This window comes from Nostoc sp. UHCC 0870 (genome assembly GCF_022063185.1).
In the GTDB taxonomy this organism is placed as follows: domain Bacteria; phylum Cyanobacteriota; class Cyanobacteriia; order Cyanobacteriales; family Nostocaceae; genus Trichormus.
Genome location: NZ_CP091913.1, coordinates 3,541,044 through 3,563,929, shown reverse-complemented (window position 1 = coordinate 3,563,929; position 22,886 = coordinate 3,541,044). Strand labels below are relative to the sequence as shown.

The window sequence follows — 22,886 nt, the reverse complement described above, 5'->3', positions numbered from 1 at the left end:
TAGGTGAATGAATATTTTTGAGTTTTGAGTTTTGACTTCCCCCAAAGGGGGTTGGTTTACCCTGTTTTTTCTATCATCAGTTATCCCAAGTCAAACTATCAGCACATTTAATCACGGGATCGCTTGCGGTATCGTTCACATTTTGTTACAAAAGTACAAAGAACTTCTAGAGACCCACAACCAAATGTTCGGCGGACTAACTGGTTTACAAGATCCTAAAGGCACTGATTGGGGCGAAAAAATGCTCAACACGGTCGCCAGCCAAACGATTCGCCATTTATTTACCCAAAGCGAGTTGGTAGAAGTCCTTGTGCGCTGCTATCCCTCCAGCAAACTGTTGCAAGGCAGTATCGATAGTTTTAAAATGAGTGGTCGCGGCTTGGTTATCCGTAGGGATTTTGCTGTAGAAGAAATGTCTTTTGAAACGGATGCGGTGGCTATTGACTTTGGTGCAGTGTTAAGTGGGAAATTAAATCTTAAGCAACCAACTCAGGCGATCGCTCAAATAGTATTATCCGAGGATGGAATCAACCAAGCTTTTAATGCTGAACTGGTCAAAAAACGCCTAATTAATCTCTCTGTACCTGCTTTAACAGAATTATCCGGTGGTAAGCCAGTATCGTTTACCGAGGTGCAAGTACAGCTATTACCGCAAAGTCGCCTACGACTGTCAGCTAAGGCAGATTTAAACAGTGGGGAACTGATACCACTACAAATGACTTTAAGCCTTTCTGTAGAAAAGCGTCGCCGGATTGCTTTTAAAGATCCCAAAATTGAGCTTGACCAAGTACCAGAAGCCCAAAAAGAAATATCACAAACTTTGAGCCTAGCATTAGCGGAAATTTTAGATAATATGGTTGATTTGGATCGCTTTGACCTGGATGGGGTAAAAATGCGCCTCAATCGCTTAGAAACTGAAGGTCAGAGGTTGATTTTTAGTGGTTATGCAGAAATTGAAAGGATTCCGCGTAGTTCGTAATTCTTCATTAGGGGTGTAGGGGTGTAGGGGTGTAAGGGTGTAAGGGTGTAGGGGTTGAAGGTGTTGGACGGGGATTAAAAAAGAACCAAACACCGTTGTCCCAAAGAAGAGGGCTTTTAACCCAAGGGTTAGGTTGGCTGCTCTTTCTTCCCCCTACACCCCTACACCCCTACACCCGCCCCAACGGGGCTTGGTAATTCGTAATTAAAGACCGTCTAGAAGTTTCTAGGCGGTCTTTAATTGGGATATATAGCGTTTCCTAATCACATGAGCTATATCATAGCCCCTCCTTGCTTGCGGGGAGGGGGTTGGGGGTGGGGTTCTTATACCTCACTAAAGCGAGAACCGCTATAAAACTAATTACGTGCTAATTTTCTATCTTCTACCAACACCTACGTATTGGAATCCTGCGCGGATCATTGTTTCGGGGTCGAGGAAGTTACGACCATCGATAATTACAGGGTTGCTCATCAATTGTGCCATCTTGGTGTAATCAAGAGAGCTAAACTGTTGCCATTCAGTGACGAGTACCAAAGCATCGCAGCCATCAGCTAAACGTTCAGCATCAGTTTCGACTAGTACACCAGAAAGACCATGACGCATTCCTGTTTGGGAAATGATGGGGTCGTAGGCTTTGACCTTAGCACCCAAGCGGTTTAGTTGTTCGATTAAATTTAGTGCTGGTGCATCGCGTAAATCGTCGGTATCAGGCTTGAAGGTAAGACCTAATAAACCAACAGTTTTACCTTTAAGGATTTTTAGCACTTGCTGAAGTTTTTCTAGCGCAATGAGACGCTGACGTTCGTTGACAGTAACAGCAGATTTTAATAACTGAGCCTCATAGCCATAGTCATCAGCAGTATGAATCAGCGCGGAAACGTCTTTGGGGAAACAAGAACCACCCCAACCAATACCAGCTTGTAAGAACTTACTGCCAATGCGGGAGTCTAAACCAATACCTTTTGCTACTTGGGTAACATCAGCACCAACGCGATCGCAAATGTTAGCTACTTCGTTAATAAAACTAATCTTAGTAGCGAGGAAAGCGTTAGCAGCGTATTTAATCATTTCTGCTGAACTGAGGTCTGTTGCTAGTACAGCTACGGGAGGTAAAGATTTGTCTTCAGCAAACTTGCGTTCCACAATGGGGGAGTACAGTTCTTGCATCATGGAGATGGCTTTAGTGCTATTGCCACCTAAGACGATGCGATCAGGGTTAAATGTATCGTATACTGCTGAACCTTCCCGTAAAAACTCTGGATTACTGACGACATCAAACTGAGGTACTAGCTCAGGTAGTTGATCTTCACTAGTTCCCCCACCGGCTGTCACCAGAGTTTTTTCGCGTTCAGCAATACCGTCCATCACAATCATCCGCACCCAATCACCTGAGCCAATGGGTACTGTGGATTTATTCACAATTACCTTATAACCACCGTTGAGGTTAGCACCGATCCCACGGGCTACAGCTTCAACATAACGAGTATCACTTTCACCAGTGGGCAAAGGTGGTGTACCTACGGCAATAAATAAAATTTCTCCGTGGGTAACGCCAGCAGCTAAATCCGTGGTAAATTCGATTTTTCCACTTTGAATCGCAGACTGCATAATTTCTGATAGTCCAGGCTCAAAAATTGGCGACTGCCCAGATTTCATCAGTTTGACTTTTTCTTCGTTATTGTCTACACAAATAACATCGTGTCCAATATGAGCTAAACAAGCACCTGTAACTAAGCCAACGTAACCAGTACCTATTACACAAACACGCATTTCTTGAACTCCTCACTTTGTTTGGGGCTTTTATTCAGAAACGAAGTATTAATTACAACGTTGAAACTCTTTTAGGGAAAACCGCTACATAACTACGGTTGACAAATAGATTAAACCTGTATCTAAACGTAGCATCGACGACGTGAAATCTAGACGCTATTTTTGACGCGATCGCGGAAATCCTCTATTGTTATCTTTAATCCTTCTTCTAGAGGAATAGTCGGTTGCCAATTTAACAGGGTTTTTGCTTTTGTGATATCCGGTTGGCGACGACGAGGATCGTCAGCAGGTAAAGGCTCAAATTTAATCTCTGCATCTGGGTTAATTAAATTCTGCACAGCTTGAGCCAATTCTAAAATCGTGTATTCACCAGGATTACCCAAATTGAGTGGACCGATATAGTCACTATTCATCAAGCGGATAAATCCTTCCACTAGATCGGATACATAGCAAAAACTGCGAGTTTGTGAGCCATCACCATAGACAGTTAGAGGTGTACCTCGCAAGGCTTGAACTATAAAATTACTGACAACCCGCCCATCATTTTCTAACATTCTTGGCCCGTAGGTGTTAAATATACGGACAACTCGAATATCGACTTTATTTTGTCTGTAGTAGTCAAATGCTAGAGTTTCAGCGATTCTCTTACCTTCGTCATAGCAGGAACGCAAACCAATAGGATTAACGCTACCCCTGTACTCTTCTGGTTGGGGGTGAACTTCTGGATCTCCGTATACTTCGCTAGTAGAAGCCAGGAAAAATCTCGCCTTAACGCGCTTGGCTAATCCCAGCATATTCAGTGTTCCCATGACGTTAGTTTTAACGGTTTTTACAGGGTTGTACTGGTAATGTACTGGAGAAGCTGGACAAGCTAGATGGTAAATTTGATCTACTTCTAACCGAATTGGTTCGGTGATGTCATGGCGGATGAGTTCAAAGTTGGGATGATTCATCCATTTGAGGATGTTACGTTTGTGTCCTGTGTAGAAGTTATCTAAGCAGATGACTTCATGCCCTTCAGGTATAAGTCGGTCAATCAGATGAGAACCAATAAACCCAGCACCGCCCGTCACCAAAATTCTCATATTTTCTCAGTTACTTACAAAATATTGCTAGCTGTTGTTGATATTGTTAATTTAGAGTACCCAGTCTAAGTATGAAAATACAGAAACAACAGGGAAAATCCAAAATCTAACACTGAATAATTGAGCAATTTTACTATGTATTTATTTCTATTACATTATATTGAGTATTACGGCTAATTCATTTAGCAAAATAACAAACATCGTTTAAACTTTGTGCTTGCCTAACTTAAAATTCATCAAATCTTCAACAAAATAAAGTCTTCGTTAGACAAAATTGTCAAATTTGGGGAATGGGCATTTTAGATTTTGGATTAATGCCACAATCAGTTTTTTATACACGGGTTATACTGTTAGTAATTCCTGGTGTCGTGATTCCTGTTGGTATCTGCTGTGGTTCGCCCAGCATAACAATTGAGCAGGTGATTTGTCTGACTAGCTGAGTTGTTACATCACTGATAGCTAATCCACTAGGACTTGTACGATTACGGGTAAAGGGCAACACTACTAAGTCATATAATCTTGCTGCTTGCAAGATGGCTTGGGCAGCATTTTCATGGGCAATAATTTGAATTTCTGGTGGATTTACCAAAGATAAATGAGATACTAAATCGGAAAGATGCGATCGCCGAGATGCAATTTTACTGGAACTGGTGCGGCGATCGCATACATTTAATACTGTCACCTGGGCTTGATTAGCTTCTGCTAGCATCTGAGCCAACTGCACCGGCTGTAATCCAGGAGTGATAAGATTTTCTAATGGTACTAAGATGCGTTGAATTTTGCGGGGTGAATCTACAAGCCTTGTCACAGCTACCGGACAGTGAGATGCCCAAAGTACACCATCAATAACATTGCCAAATAACCGCGCTCTTAACCCGGTACGTTTACCCCAACCCATAACAATTAAATTGGCTTTTTGCTCACGGGCGGCTCTGCTAATTCCGGGTGCGAAGGCATCATCAATTCTCAGCAACGGTTCTGCTTCTACACCTAAGACTTGACTTTGGGTTGTGGCTTTTGTTAACAAACGCTCACTTCTTTGCACAGAGGATTCTAATTGTGGTGCATCCATCTGAGCCGCAGCTGTCGCGATCGCTAATGGAATAATTCTACCTTTTGCCTGACGTGCTAATAATGCCGCCATTTCCACCAAATACTGCTGAGTATGAGGATTATAAATAGGTACAACTATTGTAAAAGTATCGGTGCGGGGTGCTTCTGGTAGCGGTGGTGGAAAAGTTACAGCTACTGTGGCGGTGACAGGTTGAGGGGTTAAAGCTACAGCTGCGCGACTAGTAATCCATGGCCCCAAAATAGATGTTACTAACATCAAGATGACAAAGCTACTTAAAAACTCTGGCGGTAACAGTCCAGCCCTATATCCTACAAATGTTGCAGCTAATGTTGTACCCACCTGCGGGATTGATAATGACCACATTGTGATCATTTCTTGCCAGTTATACCGATATATGAGTTTTGCTAACCAAGCCGCAATAAATTTACCAGCCAGCAAACCAACAATAACTAAAATAGATAACTTGAATATAACCGGATTGTTGATTAAACTCGGTAGTTCAATAAGTAAGCCCAGATTAATAAAAAAAATCGGGATAAATAAAACATTACCAATAAATAATATTTTTTCTTTAACTGGCCCTTCACCTACAACTTCGTTGACTGCTAAACCTGCTAAAAATGCGCCAACAATTTTCTCTACCCCAATAAATTGAGTTCCCATCACAGCTAAAAAGGCAGCCAACAGCACAAACAAAAACTTGTTACCTTCATCGTCTCCTGAACGGCGAAAAAATTCTTTACCTGCCCAATCAAAGCCCACCAAAATAACAATTGCATAAACAATTAACCAGCCCAATAAGCTGAATATTTTAGCTAAACTAAATAGTCCCACCTGGGATATAGCAACACAAACTGCTAATATTAGAAGTGCGCCAACATCGGTAAAAGCTGTAGCTGCAATTGTGGTAGTGACAGCTTCATTACTGATTACACCCAGGCGACTGATGAGAGGATAAGCCAAAAGAGTATGAGAAGCAAATAGAGAGCCGACTAATATTGAATTTTGCCAGCTCAAATTAAAAATTTTCCCAATTAAAGTTCCTAGAAAAAACGGCACACTGAAGGTAAAGCAGCCAAAGCCTAATGCGCGGTTTTTCTGCCTTCGCCACTGCTCAATTTCTACTTCTAAACCTGCTACAAACATTAAATAAACTAGACCAATATCTGCTAGCAGGTTAATCATCACTGATTCGGTTTGAAATAGATCCCATCCTGATGGGCCAAGAACTAATCCAGAGAAAACTAAACCAAATATTCCTGGTAATTTCAGACGCTCAAATAGAATAGGTATGACTAAGATGACTACCAGCAAAATAGCAAAGGGAACAATCGGTTCTTGTCCCAGAACTTGGGTAGTTGCTTCTAGAGCAAGAACTGGTAATATTCGTTCCATAGGTAGGAGTTGAAGGGGCAATGGTGAAGCTATGATTACCTTTTAGTAATTTTCTAAAATCGTCAATAACAGTAAAAGCTACCCTAAAAAATCAACACACTGGAAACTTATATTATCTAGGCAATTTTTTTATAACTCACTGCCTATGGGTGGATCTGGCTCAAAATGAACCTTAGGCGATCGTAATCGTCTTTGAGGAGTATACTAAGGGTGCGTCCGGCTTTAATTAGCCATTCACGATCAGCTTTGCGTAGCTGATAAACCTCCCTAATTGCCGCAGCAGTTAAAGCGTCCACTGGTGCGCCATTAATTGCCAGTAACGTCCGCAAAAAATCTATTTCTTCTGTGAACTTAACTATTAATTCTGGTTCGCACCGATAAACAGCTTGATGAATTTGGGGGGACGGGGTGGTAGATACTGATAAACTATTTGGTTAGCACCTGGAATTAGCGAAGGCTTCTCAAATCCGACGATCGCCGCCCGAAATTCCGTTTTGAGCATGGCAAATATCTGGGGTTGTTCCTCACGCAAATCTTGCAATGATAAACCTAAAGCCACGGCTCGGTGGACGGAATCAACAGGCATTGTAGTTGCATAATACACTACAGCATAGACTTGATTACCTGTTTCCTCATCCACAGCCCGCACCCAACTACCAAAAGGTGGCATCGATGGGAAGCTCAAGTCTTCCGGTTCTAAACACTGTGCCAGAAATTCAGTAGAAGTAGTTTCAATCACCTCCGCAATGTGGTTAGGGTGGCGATCGCCTGTGTCAAACTGTGGTAGAGGAAGACGCATCTTTATTAGTTGTGAGTCCTGAGTCCTGAGTTGTGAGTTGTGATTTGTGAGTTCTGAGTTGTGAGTTCTGAGTCACTTAGTCATTAGTAAAAGACTAGTGACTAATGACTCAGGACTAATTTATTTTCCTTTTTTCTTACCAGTGGTGATTTCTACTTGTTCGAGTTCCGATAGGCGAAAGGTAATGATTTTATCCCAGTTACCGCCTTCAAACAACACAGCTACTTTACCGTCGCTTACACGCTGTACTAATCCTTCATAGCGATAGTAAGTATCTGCGGGATTTTTGACACGAACAGTTGCTCCAGGTAATATCATGACCTATTTCCTCAGTTATTTCCTGTTACTAGCTTAATACTTGTGAGGAGTTCATAGCCCAGAGTCAATAGTTCACAGTTCAGGTATTTCAATCAAAAATAATACTTCTGACGTTGGCGAAAATTTGCTACCGATTCTACTATTCCTAAAGCAATGAAATTGGTCAGCATAGCAGAACGACCGTAACTCATCCACGGTAGAGGTATACCAGCTACAGGTGCTAAACCCACGGTCATACCTACATTTACTATCAACTGAAACACAATCATCGATAAAACACCGATCGCTAACAAAGAACCAAAATTATCTTTGGCTGTTTGAGCAACGTGCAGTAATCGCCAGCAAATCAAACAGAAGACAAATAACACCACTAAACATCCCACAAAACCAAATTCTTCACCTACCGCCGAGAAAATGAAATCTGTATGCTGTTCAGGGACGAAATTCAGTTGTGTCATTGGCCCTTTGAACAAACCCCGACCCCACATCTCACCAGCACCAATAGCAATGCGCGATTGATGTTGGTGATAACCTGCACCTAATATATCCTGTCCAGGGCGTAAAAAGGTTGTCAGGCGGGCTTTTTGATATTCTTTCAAAATATTATTCCAGGCGAAGACCCCCAGTTCACCACCTAGCATATTGAGTGACAAAGCACCAATACCACTAATACCAAACCGCCGCCAAGGGAGAGTTTGCCAACCTAAAATTCCCATAGCAATTGACCACATTAAACCTAAAAGACCCAACGATATTTCGTGAAAAACTAATAGGGGTTGTGATAATGGCCAAGATATACCAAATAAAATTGCCGCGACTACAGGAGAAATCAACAGGATTAACCAACCTGGGTTAGCATTAGCCCAATACAACATCCCTAAAACGATCGCTCCAAATACTAGTGATGTTGCCAAATCAGGTTGAGTAAATACTAATAACCAGGGTACAGCCGTAAATGCCAAAGCTCGAAAAAAGTTGGGTAAAGTAGCTGCCGTAGTTTTGTGTAATAAAGCCGCTAAGGTAATGATTATCCCTACTTTAGCGAATTCTGAGGGTTGGATATTAAAACCCCCTACGCTTATCCATCGCTGTGCGCCTTTGGCAGTAGTGCCGATAATCATCACCGCAATTAGACTAAGGTTAGTGAGTGCGTATGTTATCCAATGCCACTGGAGTAAGTTTTCGTAACGAAACCGGGCGATAAAAACAGCGATGAAAGTACCAATACCAGCAACTAACCAGTGCCACCACCAGTCTGTAACAGGTTGCTTAAGTTCGGTGCTGAGGATCATCAGTCCGCCAAATATGCTGAGACCAACAGCTAATAAAAATAAAAGCCAGTCTACTTGCTGCCAAGGCTTAACCCAATACTTCCAGCGAATTTTGGGGAGCGAACGTTTCAATAACATTGTGGGATTTTAAAGTTTAGCAATTAGATGTAAGTAGAACGGTGTAAATAATTGAAGGTTCGTAGTAAGGACTTTAGTCCTGATGAGAGGACTAAAGTCCTTACTACGAACTAAATGTAATTTTTTTACATTACTTTACATATTTTGGTTTTTTCAAGTCGTTCTACTTATCACTATGAATAACTCTGTATTCCTAGGTTGTGGCCTAGGAATCAGACAGAAATTAGAATTGATTATGTCAAAGCTGCGACTGATACTTTACCAGCAATAGTTAATGCGATCGCTTTTAGGGCTTTGGCTGAGACTGAATCTGGATTAGCAATAACTATCGGTACACCATTGTCACCACCCACTCTAGTCGCAATCTCTAGTGGGACACAACCTAACAAGGGTACTCCTAACTCAGTTGCAGTTTTAGAACCACCGCCAGAACCAAAGATATCGTACTGTTTATCTGGCATATCGGGAGGAATGAAATAACTCATGTTTTCTATTATTCCCAATACAGGCACATTCATTTGTTGGAACATCCGCAACCCTTTACGGGAATCTAACAGTGCTACAGTTTGCGGTGTAGTAACAATTACTGCCCCTGACATTGGTACGGACTGAGTTAAGGTTAACTGAGCATCACCTGTTCCGGGGGGCATATCAACAATTAAATAGTCTAATTCGCCCCATTGCACTTGATAGAGGAACTGGCGAATGACTCCATTCAACATTGGCCCACGCCAAATCACAGGCTGATCTCGGTCAATCAAAAATCCCATTGAGACTAATTTGACACCATGATTAAAGGCAGGCTCTAAAACTTCACCTTTATCTGTGGAGCGCACCACAATTTGAGCATCCGCTAGTCCGAGCATGGTGGGATCATTGGGGCCGTAGATATCCGCATCTAGTAAGCCGACTTTTGCCCCCGTTTGTGCCAACGCTACGGCCACATTAACTGCGATCGTACTTTTACCGACACCACCCTTACCACTGGAGACAGCAATAATATTTTTGACCCCCGGAACACCATTGCGGTCAGGTAAGCTCTTTTGTTGGGGTGTTTCTGCTGTTACGTCTACACTGACATCTGTCACCCCAGGCAGCTGTTTCACTGCTTTTTCACAGTCTTCAACGATAAATTCCCGCAGGGGACAGGCGGGTGTGGTTAAAACCAAAGTGAAGCTTACCTTACCACTTGCGATTTTGACATTGCGAATCATGTTCAGTTCTACGAGACTCTTTCGCAGTTCTGGGTCTTGCACTGGCCGCAACACTTCTAAAACAGATTGGGCATCAAGGACATCATACATATAAATTCAAAATTCAAAATGAAGAAATCTAAAGCAGTAATTAGTTTCTGTGTTCTCTGCGATCGGCGTAACAAAATTTTAAAATTTTTATTATCACCTAATAGAATCTTAACTTTCTTTAGGGATGTCTTTTAACTTTTGCCTTTTGCCTTTTGACGTTTGACTTCCTCATCCCCAGTCCCCAATGCCCTTCATTGGTTTTTTCTGTGCTGATACTGCTTGCAATGCTGCTTTTTCTACGGCTTCGACTAAAGAACGTGCCACACGATCCGCGTAGGGACGGGAAAACGACCAAATAAGCGGAGATAACCAGCCTCGTAGGGTGACTGAATAAGATAAATAAGTACCACAAACCGTGGATTCCACTTGGTAAGTAATTCGTTCTTCTACGCCAGGAATTGCCATCACTCTGATACTCAGCAATTCTCTAGGGTTGACTCGCTCCACAAAAATCCTAATCGGAATTGGTGAAAAGCGTGTTACTGCTTGGTAAATTAATCCGGGTTTGGGTACTAATCCATAGGGGACGTTGGTACTTTTGAGTAGTGGATGCCAGGAAACATCTGTTAAGTCAACTACCTTTTGCCAGAGATCATCTACAGAAGCATAACTAATTTCTCTATATGTCCGTACCAGAGAAACGCAAAATCGACGGTGTTTGCGCTGGACAAATTTGGATAACCAAGCTCTCATTTGCCTAATCTTCCTCGCTACAAGCTTGCTGGTAACTCTGGCATATTCAGCTACTCTTAACTAATAGCACTCAATACTCCCCATTCAGCACTCAATACTCCCCACTCCCCACTCAGCACCGGCTAAACGCCGCGCTACCGCTAACAGCACTCAGCACTCAAGATGTTTGTAGACTAATGCACCAGAATGTTCCCATCAAGAAGTACAACAAAAATTTAGTCAATATACAAGCCTATACGCATTTGAGGGAAAATAATTCTAGTCATGCCCATTGATCATATAAATGTTTCACAAGCAAAAGACTGTTTGGGCAAGTTGAGCCTTATTTCTGGCTCGTGCTGCCCACAAATTTTTAAAATGAAAATTTGTGGCTGTTTTGGAAAATATAATTTAGTTTCGGGAATCTCATGGTAACTAATTCGCATACCCCAACTGTAGAAACAAAATTATCTACGTCTTTACCAGTGACTGATGCTAAGGCGCGTGTCAGTCAATTTATGAAACAGTTGCAAGATGAAATTACACAAGCACTAGCAGCACTAGATGGCGGAGGTACTTTTCAAGAAGATAGTTGGGAACGTCCAGAGGGAGGTGGCGGGCGATCGCGCGTACTGCGTGAAGGTGCAATATTTGAACAAGCCGGTGTAAATTTTTCTGAAGTTTGGGGTTCTCATCTACCTCCTTCAATTTTAGCCCAGCGTCCAGAAGCAGAAGGGCATGGCTTTTACGCTACGGGTACATCTTTGGTGTTACATCCCCGTAACCCTTATGTTCCTACAATTCACCTCAATTACCGCTATTTTGAAGCTGGCCCTGTGTGGTGGTTTGGTGGTGGTGCTGACTTAACACCCTATTATCCCTTTGCGGAAGATGCTACCCATTTCCACAACACATTAAAGCAGGCTTGTGATCAACATCACCCAGAATATTACCCAGTCTTTAAACGTTGGTGTGATGAATATTTTTACCTCAAACATCGCGGTGAAACCAGAGGTATAGGCGGGTTATTTTTCGATTACCAAGATGGACAAGGGCTTTTGTATCGCGGCCCTAATCCTCAAGGGGATGCAGCCGAATACAGTAACCAAGTCGGAGTACCAGCACAACGTAATTGGGAAGATTTGTTTAGCTTTGTTCAAGGTTCTGGTAAAGCCTTTTTACCCGCTTATGTACCCATCGTTGAACGCCGTCATGGGATGGAATATGGCGATCGCGAACGCAATTTTCAACTTTACCGTCGGGGTAGGTATGTAGAATTTAACTTGGTTTACGACCGAGGCACAATCTTTGGCTTGCAAACCAACGGACGGACAGAATCGATTTTGATGTCCTTACCACCTTTGGTGCGTTGGGAATACGGTTATCAACCAGAACCTAATACCCCTGAAGCAGAACTGTATAATACATTCCTCAAGCCCCAAGATTGGATTAATTGGCGATCGCATTAAAAGTGCTGAGTTGAAAGTGCTATTAGCGGAGTGGGATCTTCGCTATAGCATTTGGGAAAGAAGTCCATTGCAAATTTTTGTAACTCTGTGGAATAGTTACTTGCCTTGGGTAATTCTAAATAACTCATCTATGATGGAGTCAAAATTATTTTGTCTGGTTGACTAAGTATTTTTTACAGGGTACTCAGCACAGATTTGGTGAGTTAAACTACTAAACGTAAGCACCTAGTACCTCTATGAAGAAGTCAAAAGTCAAAAGTCAAAAGTCAAAATTCCTATATATTAAGGCTTTTAACGATTGAAAATTGTCTGTTTCTTGACGCTCTGCTGTACTAGGCCATTACGAATTACTTTAGCGTAGCGGGGCATAGCGGGGCGTAACCCATTAAGAATTACGAATTGACGAATTAGTATAACTTAGCCACAGTAAATTTTAAGATGAGTGCCACAGGGGGCTTAGTGATTCAAATAGAACAAACAACTTATACAACTCAAGATGGTAATACAGTTATTATCTTGACCCCAGCAGGTCGCCTAGATATCACCACAGCTTGGCAATTTCGCCTGAAGTTGCAGGAATGTATTTCTAAATTGAGCTGTCATATAGTGGTGAATCTGGGACAAGTTAATTTTATCGATAGTTCCGGTCTGACCTCTTTGGTTGCTGGGATGCGTGATGCTGATAAAGTCAAGGGCAGTTTCCGTATTTGCAACGTTCATCCAGAAGCCAAACTTGTCTTTGAAGTGACAATGATGGATACAGTGTTTGAAATTTTTGAAACTGAAGATGAAGCCTTAGAAGGTGTACCTCGCAGTATTGCTAGCTAAAAGTGTGTTGAGTGATGAGTTATAAGTACCGAGTGGTTCTTTTAACTCACTACTCGGACACGCTTAATTTTTGGGATATTTTAGTTTGGGAGTCCCGATATTCTTTTTGTCTGGAAATGTGATGGCTTTCCTATTTGGCGAAAGTTTCCATCCAGAGGTTTTATCGGCAGTTTTTCTGAAACTTTGAAAAGACTTTTTTACCCCACAAAAACCTGTGTTGTGTCCATCCGAGATTTGAGATAAAGCAGATACTTGTTGGCGATCGCCTATTCTGGAATTGAACCTCTAACCTATTACCATAGCCAATTCACTCCGCCGAACTTACGCTGTACTATTTCATCACGGGAATCTTGAACCATTGCATCGGTTGATCCGAAAAAGTAGTAGAGTGAAAAGTGCATCTAGTAGCGTTAAGAACTTGACTAAATCACCTGTGCGGAAAATCGTTATTGCCGGTAACTGGAAAATGTTTAAAATCCAGGCAGAATCACAAGAGTTTTTAACAGGGTTTCTGCCGTCCTTACAAGAAACGCTTGCAGAGCGGGAAGTGGTCTTATGTCCTCCTTTCACTGACCTGAGCGTTTTGTCCAAGAGTTTACATGGGAGTCTTGTACAACTGGGAGCGCAAAATGTCCACTGGGAAGAAAGTGGTGCGTACACTGGTGAAATTTCTGGCCCCATGTTGTTAGAACTTGGTGTCCGTTATGTAATTGTCGGTCATAGTGAAAGACGGCAATACTTCGGTGAAACGGACGAAACTGTGAATTTACGCCTGAAAGCTGCCCAAAAGTATGGTTTAACCCCGATTCTTTGTGTAGGCGAAACTAAGCAGCAACGAGACGCTGGGGAAACTGAATCACTGATTATTAGCCAACTTGAAAAAGACTTAGTTGATATTAATCAGGAAAGTTTGGTAATTGCTTACGAACCAATTTGGGCAATTGGTACTGGCGACACTTGCGAAGCGACAGAAGCTAATCGAGTTATTGGCTTGATTCGCAGCCAGTTAAAAAATCCTAATGTCCCAATTCAATATGGTGGTTCAGTAAAGCCAACTAACATCGATGAGATTATGGCACAACCAGAAATCGATGGTGTACTTGTAGGCGGAGCAAGTCTTGAACCTGAGAGTTTTGCCCGCATTGTCAACTATCATTAACCCCTTTACAGTCAATAGTCCATAGTCATTAGTCTGTGTTTAAATCACTATTGACTGTTGACTGTTGGCTAAATTTTATATGTACAGCAAGTTAATAATACGCGATCGCTGTTTCGACTGGGGACAGCGTACTTATTTAATGGGTGTCTTGAATGTGACACCTGATAGTTTTAGTGATGGTGGTAAATTTAATACTCCTGCTGCGGCTCTATCCCAGGCTGAGGCCTTGGTAGCGGCTGGTGCTGATATCATCGATGTGGGTGGTCAATCAACTAGGCCAGGTGCAGAGCAAATCAGCCTAGAAGCAGAACTAAATCGGGTAGTCCCAATATTAGAGGTGCTACGGTCAAAAATTTCTGTCCCCATATCAGTAGATACAACTAGGGCATCTGTCGCTAAAGCTTCTGTAGAGGCTGGGGCAGATATTATTAATGATATTTCTGGCGGCACATTTGACCCCCAAATGTTGCCCACCGTAGCTAGTTTAGGCGTGCCAATTGTGTTGATGCACATCCGAGGGACACCCCAGACGATGCAACAAATGACTGAGTATCAGGACTTATTAGGAGAAATTTCTAGTTTTTTAGCTCAACAGATCACAATAGCAACTGATTTGGGTCTGGAACGAGAAAAAATCATCATTGACCCCGGTATTGGTTTTGCTAAGAAATATGAGCAAAATCTAGAAATTCTGCGGCGATTGGGTTTATTGCGATCGCTCAATTGTCCTATCTTGGTGGGGGTATCCCGCAAAAGTTTTATCGGTCGGATTTTAAATCAACCAGATCCGAAAGCCAGAGTTTGGGGAACGGCGGCGGCGTGTTGTGCGGCTATCTTGAATGGTGCTGATATCCTCCGAGTTCACGATATCCAGGAAATGCGCGATGTATCTCTAGTTGCTGATGCAATCTTTCGAGAGAAACAATACGGGGGATAGGGGACTGGGGACACTTCTCTGCGAGACGCTCCGCGAACGACAAGTGATACAGTGAGCCTGTCGAACTGCTCAGTGCATCGCTGGGGACTGGGGACTGGATAAGAAGTTTTTTCATTCTTCAGGGGTGGTGCGCCTGCTATCAATAACCACAGAAAGAGGAAATCAATCAAAATCTTTCTTTTTCAATCCCCAAACCCTTTTTACAGCTAGACTTAACTATGTTAAGTATTTTTACCATTGCCTTCAGTATTAACAGTTTCAGCAATCACTTCTTTCATTAATTCACCTGATTTTCCAGGGTCTACAAAGACAACTTTGGCATTTGAGCTTTCTCCCAGCCGATAGCTAGCATTGATATAATCTTGTGCCACTAAATAACGCAAAATTTCTTTAGTTTCGGGATTGCTACGTAAGCCTTCAGCAATTATCTGTATGGAAGTCATAGTTCCTTCCGCTTTTTTGATGGCAGCTTCTTTCTCGGCTTCTGCTTCAGTAATCAATGCCCTTTTTTTGATTTCCGCCGCTCTCTCCTCTTCCATTGACTTGCGTACACTCTCCGGTGGTGTAATTCTTTGCATATCTAACCGGATAATCTCAACTCCCCAGTCCATTGTTGTGCTGTTCAACTGGTCTAAGATGGCTTTATCCATCTCTGCTCTTGAGACATTGGTTTCTTCTACGGTATTCTGGGCGATAATTTCCCTAAGTGTAGTTGTAGCTAGCTGTTTGAGTGAACCTTGCAAGTCTTCAATTTCATAAAAGCTTTTCTCAATATTTTTGATTTTCCAGAACAGAACAGCATCAACTTCTAAGTAGATATTATCTTTGGTGATCACATTCTGCGGCTGGATATCTATGAACTGTTCTCGCGTGGTATCTTCCATCACAACTTGATCCACCAGAGGTACTACAAAGTTTAAACCTGGCGTGAGTGTGCGATGTTTTCTTCCCAATCGTTCAACTAAGGCTGCATTCCCTTCGTTGATAATTTTGGCAGATCCTAAGGCATAAGCTATAAGTGCTAAGACTACAGCAATAATTGGCTCCATATATGCTCCTATTAGCTTTTAAGGAGATTTTAGTTTAAAGGACATGGTAATACCATGTTTTACATTTAAGTCTAATGTTTGAAGTTTGTAACTAGATTAAACCAGAATGGGGTAAAAAATATTTTCCGTATAAAGGTAAAATTAAAATTTTTCAGCGTGATGTAGCGATCGCGTTATCTATTCAATAAAATATACAAAAATTATACCCATACAAAATTGGGGACGAAAAGAATTAACTTCCGTCCCCAATTGCTGAAGTAAAGTTACAAACCGAACAATCTGCCAAGATTAAGGATAATACCTAGAGGCCCCGCTAAAATATTGAGACCATCACCAGTTCTAGCTATACCAGAGCGGTTAACTACGACAACATCATTGTTGCGGAGGATGGGATTAGTTTCCTCATTAATTCCTTGTTTGAAGTCAACTTTTACATTACGCTTAGTAACTGAACCATTAGCGTTGAGGCGAATCAACTCTACACTCCCCTTACTCGCTCTAGCATCATTGAACCCACCGGCTGCTAGTAATGCTTGATTTAAGGAGCTATTGGGTTGCAATTGTACTGCTCCTGGTTGCTTAACTTCACCTACCACCCCAACTTGAATTCTGGATGGAGATAAAGTAGTAGTAGCTAATTGAGTAGCTTCTGCTGGACTAATCTCGGTAGCGGTGGGAATAACTATCGTATCTCCATCTTGGACAATTATGTCTTGATTGATATCCCCAGTTTGTAACAATTGCCAAAGATTAATATCTACAGTTTGTTCTTTACCGGTTCTTGTGGGTCGGCGTAGCTTGATATTACGAATATCCGCTTGAGATGTGATCCCACCAGCTAATTGAATTGCTCGTGTCAGATTAGGCAAACCAGAGCCTGCTGCGCCACCATTCTGTGCATCTGTTGAACCTGCCGAGACAAGGTAAGAACCGGGGCGATATACTTCACCAATCACAGCAACTGTGCGCGGTGCGGTTTGACTAGCCGCAAAGTTAGCAGCAAATAAATTGCGTGCTTCTGCAACATTAAAAGAGGTTGCTGTTGGCACAACTATAACATCACCATCTCTTAAGGTAATATCTTGGGCTGTATTACCTGTTTCTATCAGTTGTTTGAGATTGAGAGTCACAAGTTGCTCAGTAGAATTTCCTGTTTTGCGCTTGAGCTGAACTTGAGTCACATCTGCTGCTAAGGTGACTCCTTGCGCTGTTGTCAATGCAGCTAATACAGTTGGGTATTGTACCCCCGGATTGTTACCTGCACCTCCTGCCAAACTCAAGGTGTAAGAACCTGGACGGGTGACTTCTCCGGCCACGAGAATATTAATAGGACGTGGAGATAAAAGATTGATAGAAATCTGGGGACGTTTCAAAAACTTGCGATATTTTTCGGTGATGATATCAGCTGCTTGTTCAGTGGTAAATCCCTGAACAGAAACACTACCAATTAAAGGTAGGTTAATAGCTCCACCTGGAGGAATTTGGTATTCACCCGTATATTCGGGTACTTCAAAGACATTTACACGGATGAGGTCTCCGCCTCCTAATAGATACCTGGTATCTGGTTGTTGGATTTGTGGAGATACGGGTTGGGAATTAGGAAATACTTGCGCTCTAGTTGCAGGTACTGTTTGTGAATTAGGAGATACTGATTGTCCCTGAGCTAAACTAGCAGACGGCAGAATGAGATGAACAGCTGTTAATAAAGCTGCACCCACAGCTGGCTGGGTTAGAAATTTCAGCGAACCTGTGTTAACCATATTTACCTTAGACTCTGAGACTACAAGTGATAAAGTATTGTCTAAACATTTTAATCTTGACTATACTTAAGTATTTAGGTTTCCCGACAATCTTATTTTCCTTAAAAAGTTATCTTTTCCGGAAAATATGTTTGAATTTTTAGTAAACTTAGTTGCAAGAATAACTGCTAGAAATACTATAGTTTATTTATAGTGTTGCCTGATTTTATGGAGTTTTAAAAAAGGTAGCTAAAAACACTATATTTTCTAATTCTCAAGCAACATTATTAGGCATGATTGGCACATATTTTTGTGTCAATAAATGCACAATAAAGTGAAAAATATCATATTCTTAATCAGTAACTTGTAAACCTATCTAAAGTCATACATTTTAATGACCCTGGAAAATAAACATACAGCATATTAGTACAAGCAAGCAAAATAATAAACCTTGATTTCGCGGATTTTTAGCTATTGAAGATTGTATCTTAAATGTTCACCCTGTTGTACTAATTAACAACGTGATTTAGTTCACTAATCTGTTGGATAAAAAACTCTTCTAAAGATTGCCGCGATAGGTGTATTGAAATTACTTTTCCACCCATTAAGCGCAAACTACCTAGAAAGTCATAGTAATCTGCTTGTAATGTCCCGTGCCAAGAACCATCAGGCTCAAATACTATACTCGGTAGCCATTTTTTGAGGATTGCCAAATCACCCCCTTCACCTTTGACATGATATATTTCATCTCTGCCTAATAGTTCCCCTAGAGAACCGATACAGATTAATTCGCCTTGAGAAAGAATAGCGATGCGATCGCAAATTTGTTCTACTTCACTGAGAATATGGCTGTTAAAAAAAATCGTCTTCCCGGCGGCTTTGAGGGACAAGATAATTTCCCGCATCCGGTAGCGTCCGAGGGGATCTAGTCCAGACATCGGCTCATCCAGAAAGATTAAGTCTGGATCGTTAATTAATGCCTGCGCCATACCCACACGTTGTAACATCCCTTTGGAGTAGCGACGCATCTGTTTTTTGCGTGCATCAGCTACCGATAAACCCACTAAGTCTAGTAGGTGTGGAATGCGTTGACGTTGTACACTAGAGGGAATTTGGAATAATCCGGCGGCTAACTGTAAGAACTCCCAGCCTGTAAGATACTCGTACAAGTAAGGGTTTTCACTTAAATAGCCAATGCGTTGCTTGACGTTGCGATCGCCTAAAGGTTGACCCAACAATAAACCTTTGCCAGCAGTAGGCCGGATAATTCCCAGCAATAGTTTTAACAGGGTTGTCTTCCCTGCACCATTAGGCCCCAGTAAACCAAAAGTTTCCCCCTGATAAACCGTTAAAGAACAGCCTTTGAGGGAGACAATCTGTTGATTCATCCAAAAGCCAGTGCGATAGACCTTTCTTAAATCAGAAGTAATGACTACTGGCGGGGTATCTATAGTAGCCAGTTGAGCATCAGCAGTGTCTTTAACAGACTTCATTTGAGTTTAATTAACACAGCGTTGGTGACAAGTTACCCAATAGGATAACCGCGATCGGTCACAAGTGTGTTAATTGTTGCAAATTTCGCCAAGCCCTAAATATCCTAGGATACAGAAACCGCAGTCAAAAAAAAATACATTAAGCGTGTTGTTTACCAGTCGGCAACGATTTTACCCAGCACATCTACGGACAGAGAACGAGAACGCACATCGGAATCTGGGTCTTCTATGAGTTGAATTAAGCCAGGAATTGCGGCTGCTGAACCGATTTTACCCAGTGCTACTGCCGCACGAGAACGCACAGAGGAATCTGGGTCTTCTATGAGTTGAATTAAGCCAGGAATTGCGGCTGCTGAACCGATTTTACCCAGTGCTACTGCCGCACGAGAACGCACAGAGGAATCTGGGTGTTCTATGAGTTGAATTAAGCCAGGAATTGCGGCTGCTGAACCGATTTGACCCAGTGCTACTGCCGCACCATAACGCACATCGGAATCTGGGTGTTCTATGAGTTGAATTAAGCCAGGAATTGCGGCTGCTGAACCGATTTGACCCAGTGCTTCTGCCGCACCATAACGCACAGAGGATTCTGGGTCTTCTATGAGTTGAATTAAGCCAGGAATTGCGGCTGCTGAACCGATTTTACCCAGTGCTACTGCCGCACCATAACGCACATCGGAATCTGGGTCTTCTATGAGTTGAATTAAGCCAGGAATTGCGGCTGCTGAACCGATTTGACCCAGTGCTACTGCCGCACCATAACGCACAGAGGAATCTGGGTGTTCTATGAGTTGAATTAAGCCAGGAATTGCGGCTGCTGAACCGATTTGACCCAGTGCTACTGCCGCACCATAACGCACATCGGAATCTGGGTGTTCTATGAGTTGAATTAAGCCAGGAATTGCGGCTGCTGAACCGATTTTACCCAGTGCTACTGCCGCACCATAACGCACATCGGAATCTGGGTCTTCTATGAGTTGAATTAAGCCAGGAATTGCGGCTGCTGAACCGATTTTACCCAGTGCTACTGCCGCACCATAACGCACATCGGAATCTGGGTCTTCTATGAGTTGAATTAAGCCAGGAATTGCGGCTGCTGAACCGATTTGACCCAGTGCTACTGCCGCACCATAACGCACATCGGAATCTGGGTCTTCTATGAGTTGAATTAAGCCAGGAATTGCGGCTGCTGAACCGATTTGACCCAGTGCTACTGCCGCACCATAACGCACATCGGAATCTGGGTGTTCTATGAGTTGAATTAAGCCAGGAATTGCGGCTTCTGAACCGATTTGACCCAGTGCTTCTGCCGCACGATAACGCACAGAGGAATCTGGGTGTTCTATGAGTTGAATTAAGCCAGGAATTGCGGCTTCTTTCTCTCCCAATGCGGCACGATATTGTTGAAGTCGTACTTTATTTATTTGTTTTTCTCTGTTTTTTAAGAATTGCAATGCTTGAGTTTCAAAGGCTGTTTCATTCAGACTGCAAAGAGTTTGGAAAACTTTTGAATTAATCTTAGAATTGACTTGTGGTGAGTTACTGATTTCCAGTTCTACCAAAGGTTGTAAAATTTCTTCTGCTAAGTGGTTATCTGCAACTTTTAAGTCTTTAGGATTTTCAGCCAGGCAATTACCAGCAAAAAATAAATCGCGGTGCAGCCATTGCTCATATTCGCTGTGCTGGTTTAAAATTGCTCGAATTGCTTTGGCCGTTGGTTTAGGTTTTTGTTGAGCAATTAGTAGCAGCAACACTTCTCGCCAATGAGGATCGTGAAGATGGTCTTTGATATGCTGTAGAACAATATCGAAATCATCTTCGTTGTCTCGCTGATAAATAATTTCTTGAGTGCAAAGATATTCTTGAAAAGTTTTATGCACAAAGGCATAACAATCTTGTCCTTGTTCATTGAGCAAACCTGTCCGCTCGCGGATAAACTTTACAAATATTTCTGCTTCTCTTTTAGCTTGATGATTTTCAATTTGTTTTAGTGTTTCGATATGTTTACTTAATTGAGAGATTAACTCATCTCTATCAATTAGCGTACCGCCTTCTTGATCTCCTGTATTTCCTTGGGTATGAATCCAGTAAGCCAGCCTTTCTAGCAACCGTCGCAAATCATCAAGCAGTAAATATTGAAAGGTCAAATGATTGCTGATTTCTTTATTGGAATCCCAAGAAGTTAATAAAGTTTCTACTGCTTTTTCATAAAGCTTATGACGCTCTTTCGGTAAAATAGCTTCGTAGCGATGAATTAAAGCAATAATCGTTAAGAGTAACGGATTTCTTGATAGCAACTTAATCCGATCACTCTCTGCAATTGCCTTTTTTAAGCTATCTTTGCGACGTTGCGCCTCTAGTGAATCTACAATGCGGCTATCGTACCAACGTTGAATAAACTCTCCTATTTTGGCATCATCAAATGGTTGCAGTTGATAGTGAGGAAAATCTTCTGTGTGGAACAAGTCCCGTTTGTAGCCAGCCGGACGAGAGGTAATAATTGCCATATTCTGAGAAAATCTTCCTAAAAAATTCTCAATCTGCTTGACAATTTCATACCGTTGAATCGCATCTGAAACTTCATCCAAACCATCTAATAAAATTAAAGCTTTTCCATTTTCAAGCCAATACTCAAAAAAATTAGGTGGTAGCTGTTTTATAGATAGATTGCGTTGGACAAACTGGTTCACATATTCTAAAATATTGCTGTTTTCTTGTCTAGCTAATTCACGAATTTTAACCAAAATGGGCAGTAGCTCTACATCTACTTTTAGCCCCAGATTTTCTGGTTTTTTTTTGAGCCAGCATGACAGCAAAGTAACTCATCAAAGTCGTTTTACCTGACCCTGGTGCGCCCAACAAAACTAATTTACGATTATTGCTTTCACTTAATAGCTGCTGTGCAGAAAACTTTTTTCCAGTCTGGCTTTCTAATTGCACTAGTTGGCGTTGCTCACGGATTAATTCTAACTGACGCTTATTTGATAAGTTATCAGCTTCCTCTAAAGAAGTATCTATTTTATAATCTATATGTTTTTGACTAGATTTTATTTCCTCAACTACATCAGGCATCACAAAAATCTGGCTAGATTTTGCATATTTATCTACTTCTTGTCCGGCTACTGCAATCCCAGCAAACTTAATATCATCAAACCACTTTGCTAGTTTTATACAGTATTCTGCTTTAGCATCTTGAAATATTTTTGTACTCATGCTGCCCTTATTTACCTATTATGGACTGCATTCTGGCTAATCATTATAGCAGTATTAAACTCAGGACTTAAGTAAGTCGGTGGGAATAAACCTAACTATGTTAAGTAATATAAAGTTATTGTGACCGAGTTCGTAGTAAGGACTTCAGTCCTTATTTTAGGACTAAAGTCCTGATTACAAACCTTTAATTATT

The 22,886-nt window shown here is 41.8% G+C and carries 17 protein-coding genes and 2 pseudogenes; 5 read left to right on the top strand and 14 right to left on the bottom strand.

Annotated elements, in window-relative coordinates; translation table 11 throughout:
- Positions 1-184 precede the first annotated feature (184 nt).
- Positions 185-979: an LmeA family phospholipid-binding protein gene (locus L6494_RS15030; protein WP_237996021.1), complete on the top strand. Its 795-nt coding sequence runs from the start codon at positions 185-187 to the stop codon at positions 977-979.
- Positions 980-1,354: 375 nt separating this feature from the next.
- Here L6494_RS15030 and L6494_RS15025 read toward each other — a convergent pair whose 3' ends face one another.
- The 8 genes and pseudogenes from L6494_RS15025 to L6494_RS14990 form a co-directional block, all read right to left on the bottom strand.
- The gene (locus L6494_RS15025) at positions 1,355-2,749 is read right to left on the bottom strand and encodes a UDP-glucose dehydrogenase family protein (RefSeq protein ID WP_237988513.1); all 1,395 of its coding nucleotides are present in this window, start codon (positions 2,747-2,749) and stop codon (positions 1,355-1,357) included.
- A gap of 149 nt (positions 2,750-2,898) precedes the next feature.
- Positions 2,899-3,834 (bottom strand): UDP-glucuronic acid decarboxylase family protein, encoded by a 936-nt coding sequence (locus L6494_RS15020; protein WP_237988512.1) that lies wholly within the window; start codon positions 3,832-3,834, stop codon positions 2,899-2,901.
- A 331-nt stretch (positions 3,835-4,165) separates the two neighbouring features.
- The gene (locus L6494_RS15015; protein ID WP_237988511.1) at positions 4,166-6,304 is read right to left on the bottom strand and encodes a cation:proton antiporter domain-containing protein; all 2,139 of its coding nucleotides are present in this window, start codon (positions 6,302-6,304) and stop codon (positions 4,166-4,168) included.
- Positions 6,305-6,447: 143 nt separating this feature from the next.
- Positions 6,448-7,103, bottom strand: a pseudogene (locus L6494_RS15010) (HAS-barrel domain-containing protein).
- A 120-nt stretch (positions 7,104-7,223) separates the two neighbouring features.
- Positions 7,224-7,421 (bottom strand): NAD(P)H dehydrogenase subunit NdhS, encoded by a 198-nt coding sequence (locus L6494_RS15005; RefSeq protein ID WP_237988510.1) that lies wholly within the window; start codon positions 7,419-7,421, stop codon positions 7,224-7,226.
- A gap of 92 nt (positions 7,422-7,513) precedes the next feature.
- A complete protein-coding gene (rodA, locus tag L6494_RS15000) occupies positions 7,514-8,830 on the bottom strand; it encodes a rod shape-determining protein RodA (RefSeq protein WP_237988509.1) in 1,317 nt (438 codons plus the stop codon).
- A gap of 233 nt (positions 8,831-9,063) precedes the next feature.
- Positions 9,064-10,134 (bottom strand): Mrp/NBP35 family ATP-binding protein, encoded by a 1,071-nt coding sequence (locus L6494_RS14995; protein WP_237988508.1) that lies wholly within the window; start codon positions 10,132-10,134, stop codon positions 9,064-9,066.
- Between the two features lie 168 nt (positions 10,135-10,302).
- Positions 10,303-10,827 carry an SRPBCC family protein gene (locus L6494_RS14990; protein ID WP_237988507.1) on the bottom strand — a complete coding sequence of 175 codons (525 nt, stop codon included), beginning with the start codon at positions 10,825-10,827 and terminating at the stop codon, positions 10,303-10,305.
- A 407-nt stretch (positions 10,828-11,234) separates the two neighbouring features.
- Here L6494_RS14990 and hemF point away from each other — a divergent pair, with 407 nt between their 5' ends.
- Positions 11,235-12,275 carry an oxygen-dependent coproporphyrinogen oxidase gene (gene hemF / locus L6494_RS14985; protein ID WP_237988506.1) on the top strand — a complete coding sequence of 347 codons (1,041 nt, stop codon included), beginning with the start codon at positions 11,235-11,237 and terminating at the stop codon, positions 12,273-12,275.
- 459 nt (positions 12,276-12,734) lie between these two features.
- Positions 12,735-13,103 carry an STAS domain-containing protein gene (locus L6494_RS14980; protein WP_237996019.1) on the top strand — a complete coding sequence of 123 codons (369 nt, stop codon included), beginning with the start codon at positions 12,735-12,737 and terminating at the stop codon, positions 13,101-13,103.
- A 78-nt stretch (positions 13,104-13,181) separates the two neighbouring features.
- On the opposite strand, the pseudogene L6494_RS14975 reads toward L6494_RS14980, so the two are convergent.
- Positions 13,182-13,305: pseudogene (locus L6494_RS14975) on the bottom strand (RNA-guided endonuclease TnpB family protein); the annotation flags it as partial.
- 231 nt (positions 13,306-13,536) lie between these two features.
- Here L6494_RS14975 and tpiA point away from each other — a divergent pair.
- Positions 13,537-14,262 (top strand): triose-phosphate isomerase, encoded by a 726-nt coding sequence (tpiA, locus tag L6494_RS14970; RefSeq protein WP_237996017.1) that lies wholly within the window; start codon positions 13,537-13,539, stop codon positions 14,260-14,262.
- Between the two features lie 79 nt (positions 14,263-14,341).
- Positions 14,342-15,199 (top strand): dihydropteroate synthase, encoded by an 858-nt coding sequence (gene folP, locus L6494_RS14965; RefSeq protein ID WP_237988505.1) that lies wholly within the window; start codon positions 14,342-14,344, stop codon positions 15,197-15,199.
- Between the two features lie 221 nt (positions 15,200-15,420).
- On the opposite strand, the gene L6494_RS14960 is transcribed toward folP, so the two are convergent.
- The 5 genes from L6494_RS14960 to L6494_RS14940 form a co-directional block, all read right to left on the bottom strand.
- The gene (locus L6494_RS14960) at positions 15,421-16,248 is read right to left on the bottom strand and encodes an SPFH domain-containing protein (protein ID WP_237988504.1); all 828 of its coding nucleotides are present in this window, start codon (positions 16,246-16,248) and stop codon (positions 15,421-15,423) included.
- Between the two features lie 263 nt (positions 16,249-16,511).
- Entirely contained in the window at positions 16,512-18,008 is a 1,497-nt protein-coding gene (locus L6494_RS14955; RefSeq protein ID WP_237988503.1) for an SLBB domain-containing protein, read from the bottom strand.
- A gap of 488 nt (positions 18,009-18,496) precedes the next feature.
- Entirely contained in the window at positions 18,497-19,480 is a 984-nt protein-coding gene (locus tag L6494_RS14950) for an ABC transporter ATP-binding protein (protein ID WP_237988502.1), read from the bottom strand.
- 152 nt (positions 19,481-19,632) lie between these two features.
- The gene (locus L6494_RS14945) at positions 19,633-22,224 is read right to left on the bottom strand and encodes a HEAT repeat domain-containing protein (protein WP_237988501.1); all 2,592 of its coding nucleotides are present in this window, start codon (positions 22,222-22,224) and stop codon (positions 19,633-19,635) included.
- Positions 22,217-22,693, bottom strand: a complete 477-nt coding sequence (locus L6494_RS14940) for a hypothetical protein (RefSeq protein ID WP_237988500.1) — start codon at positions 22,691-22,693, stop codon at positions 22,217-22,219. Before L6494_RS14940 ends, L6494_RS14945 begins: the two co-directional genes overlap by 8 nt.
- Between the last annotated feature and the right edge of the window lie 193 nt (positions 22,694-22,886).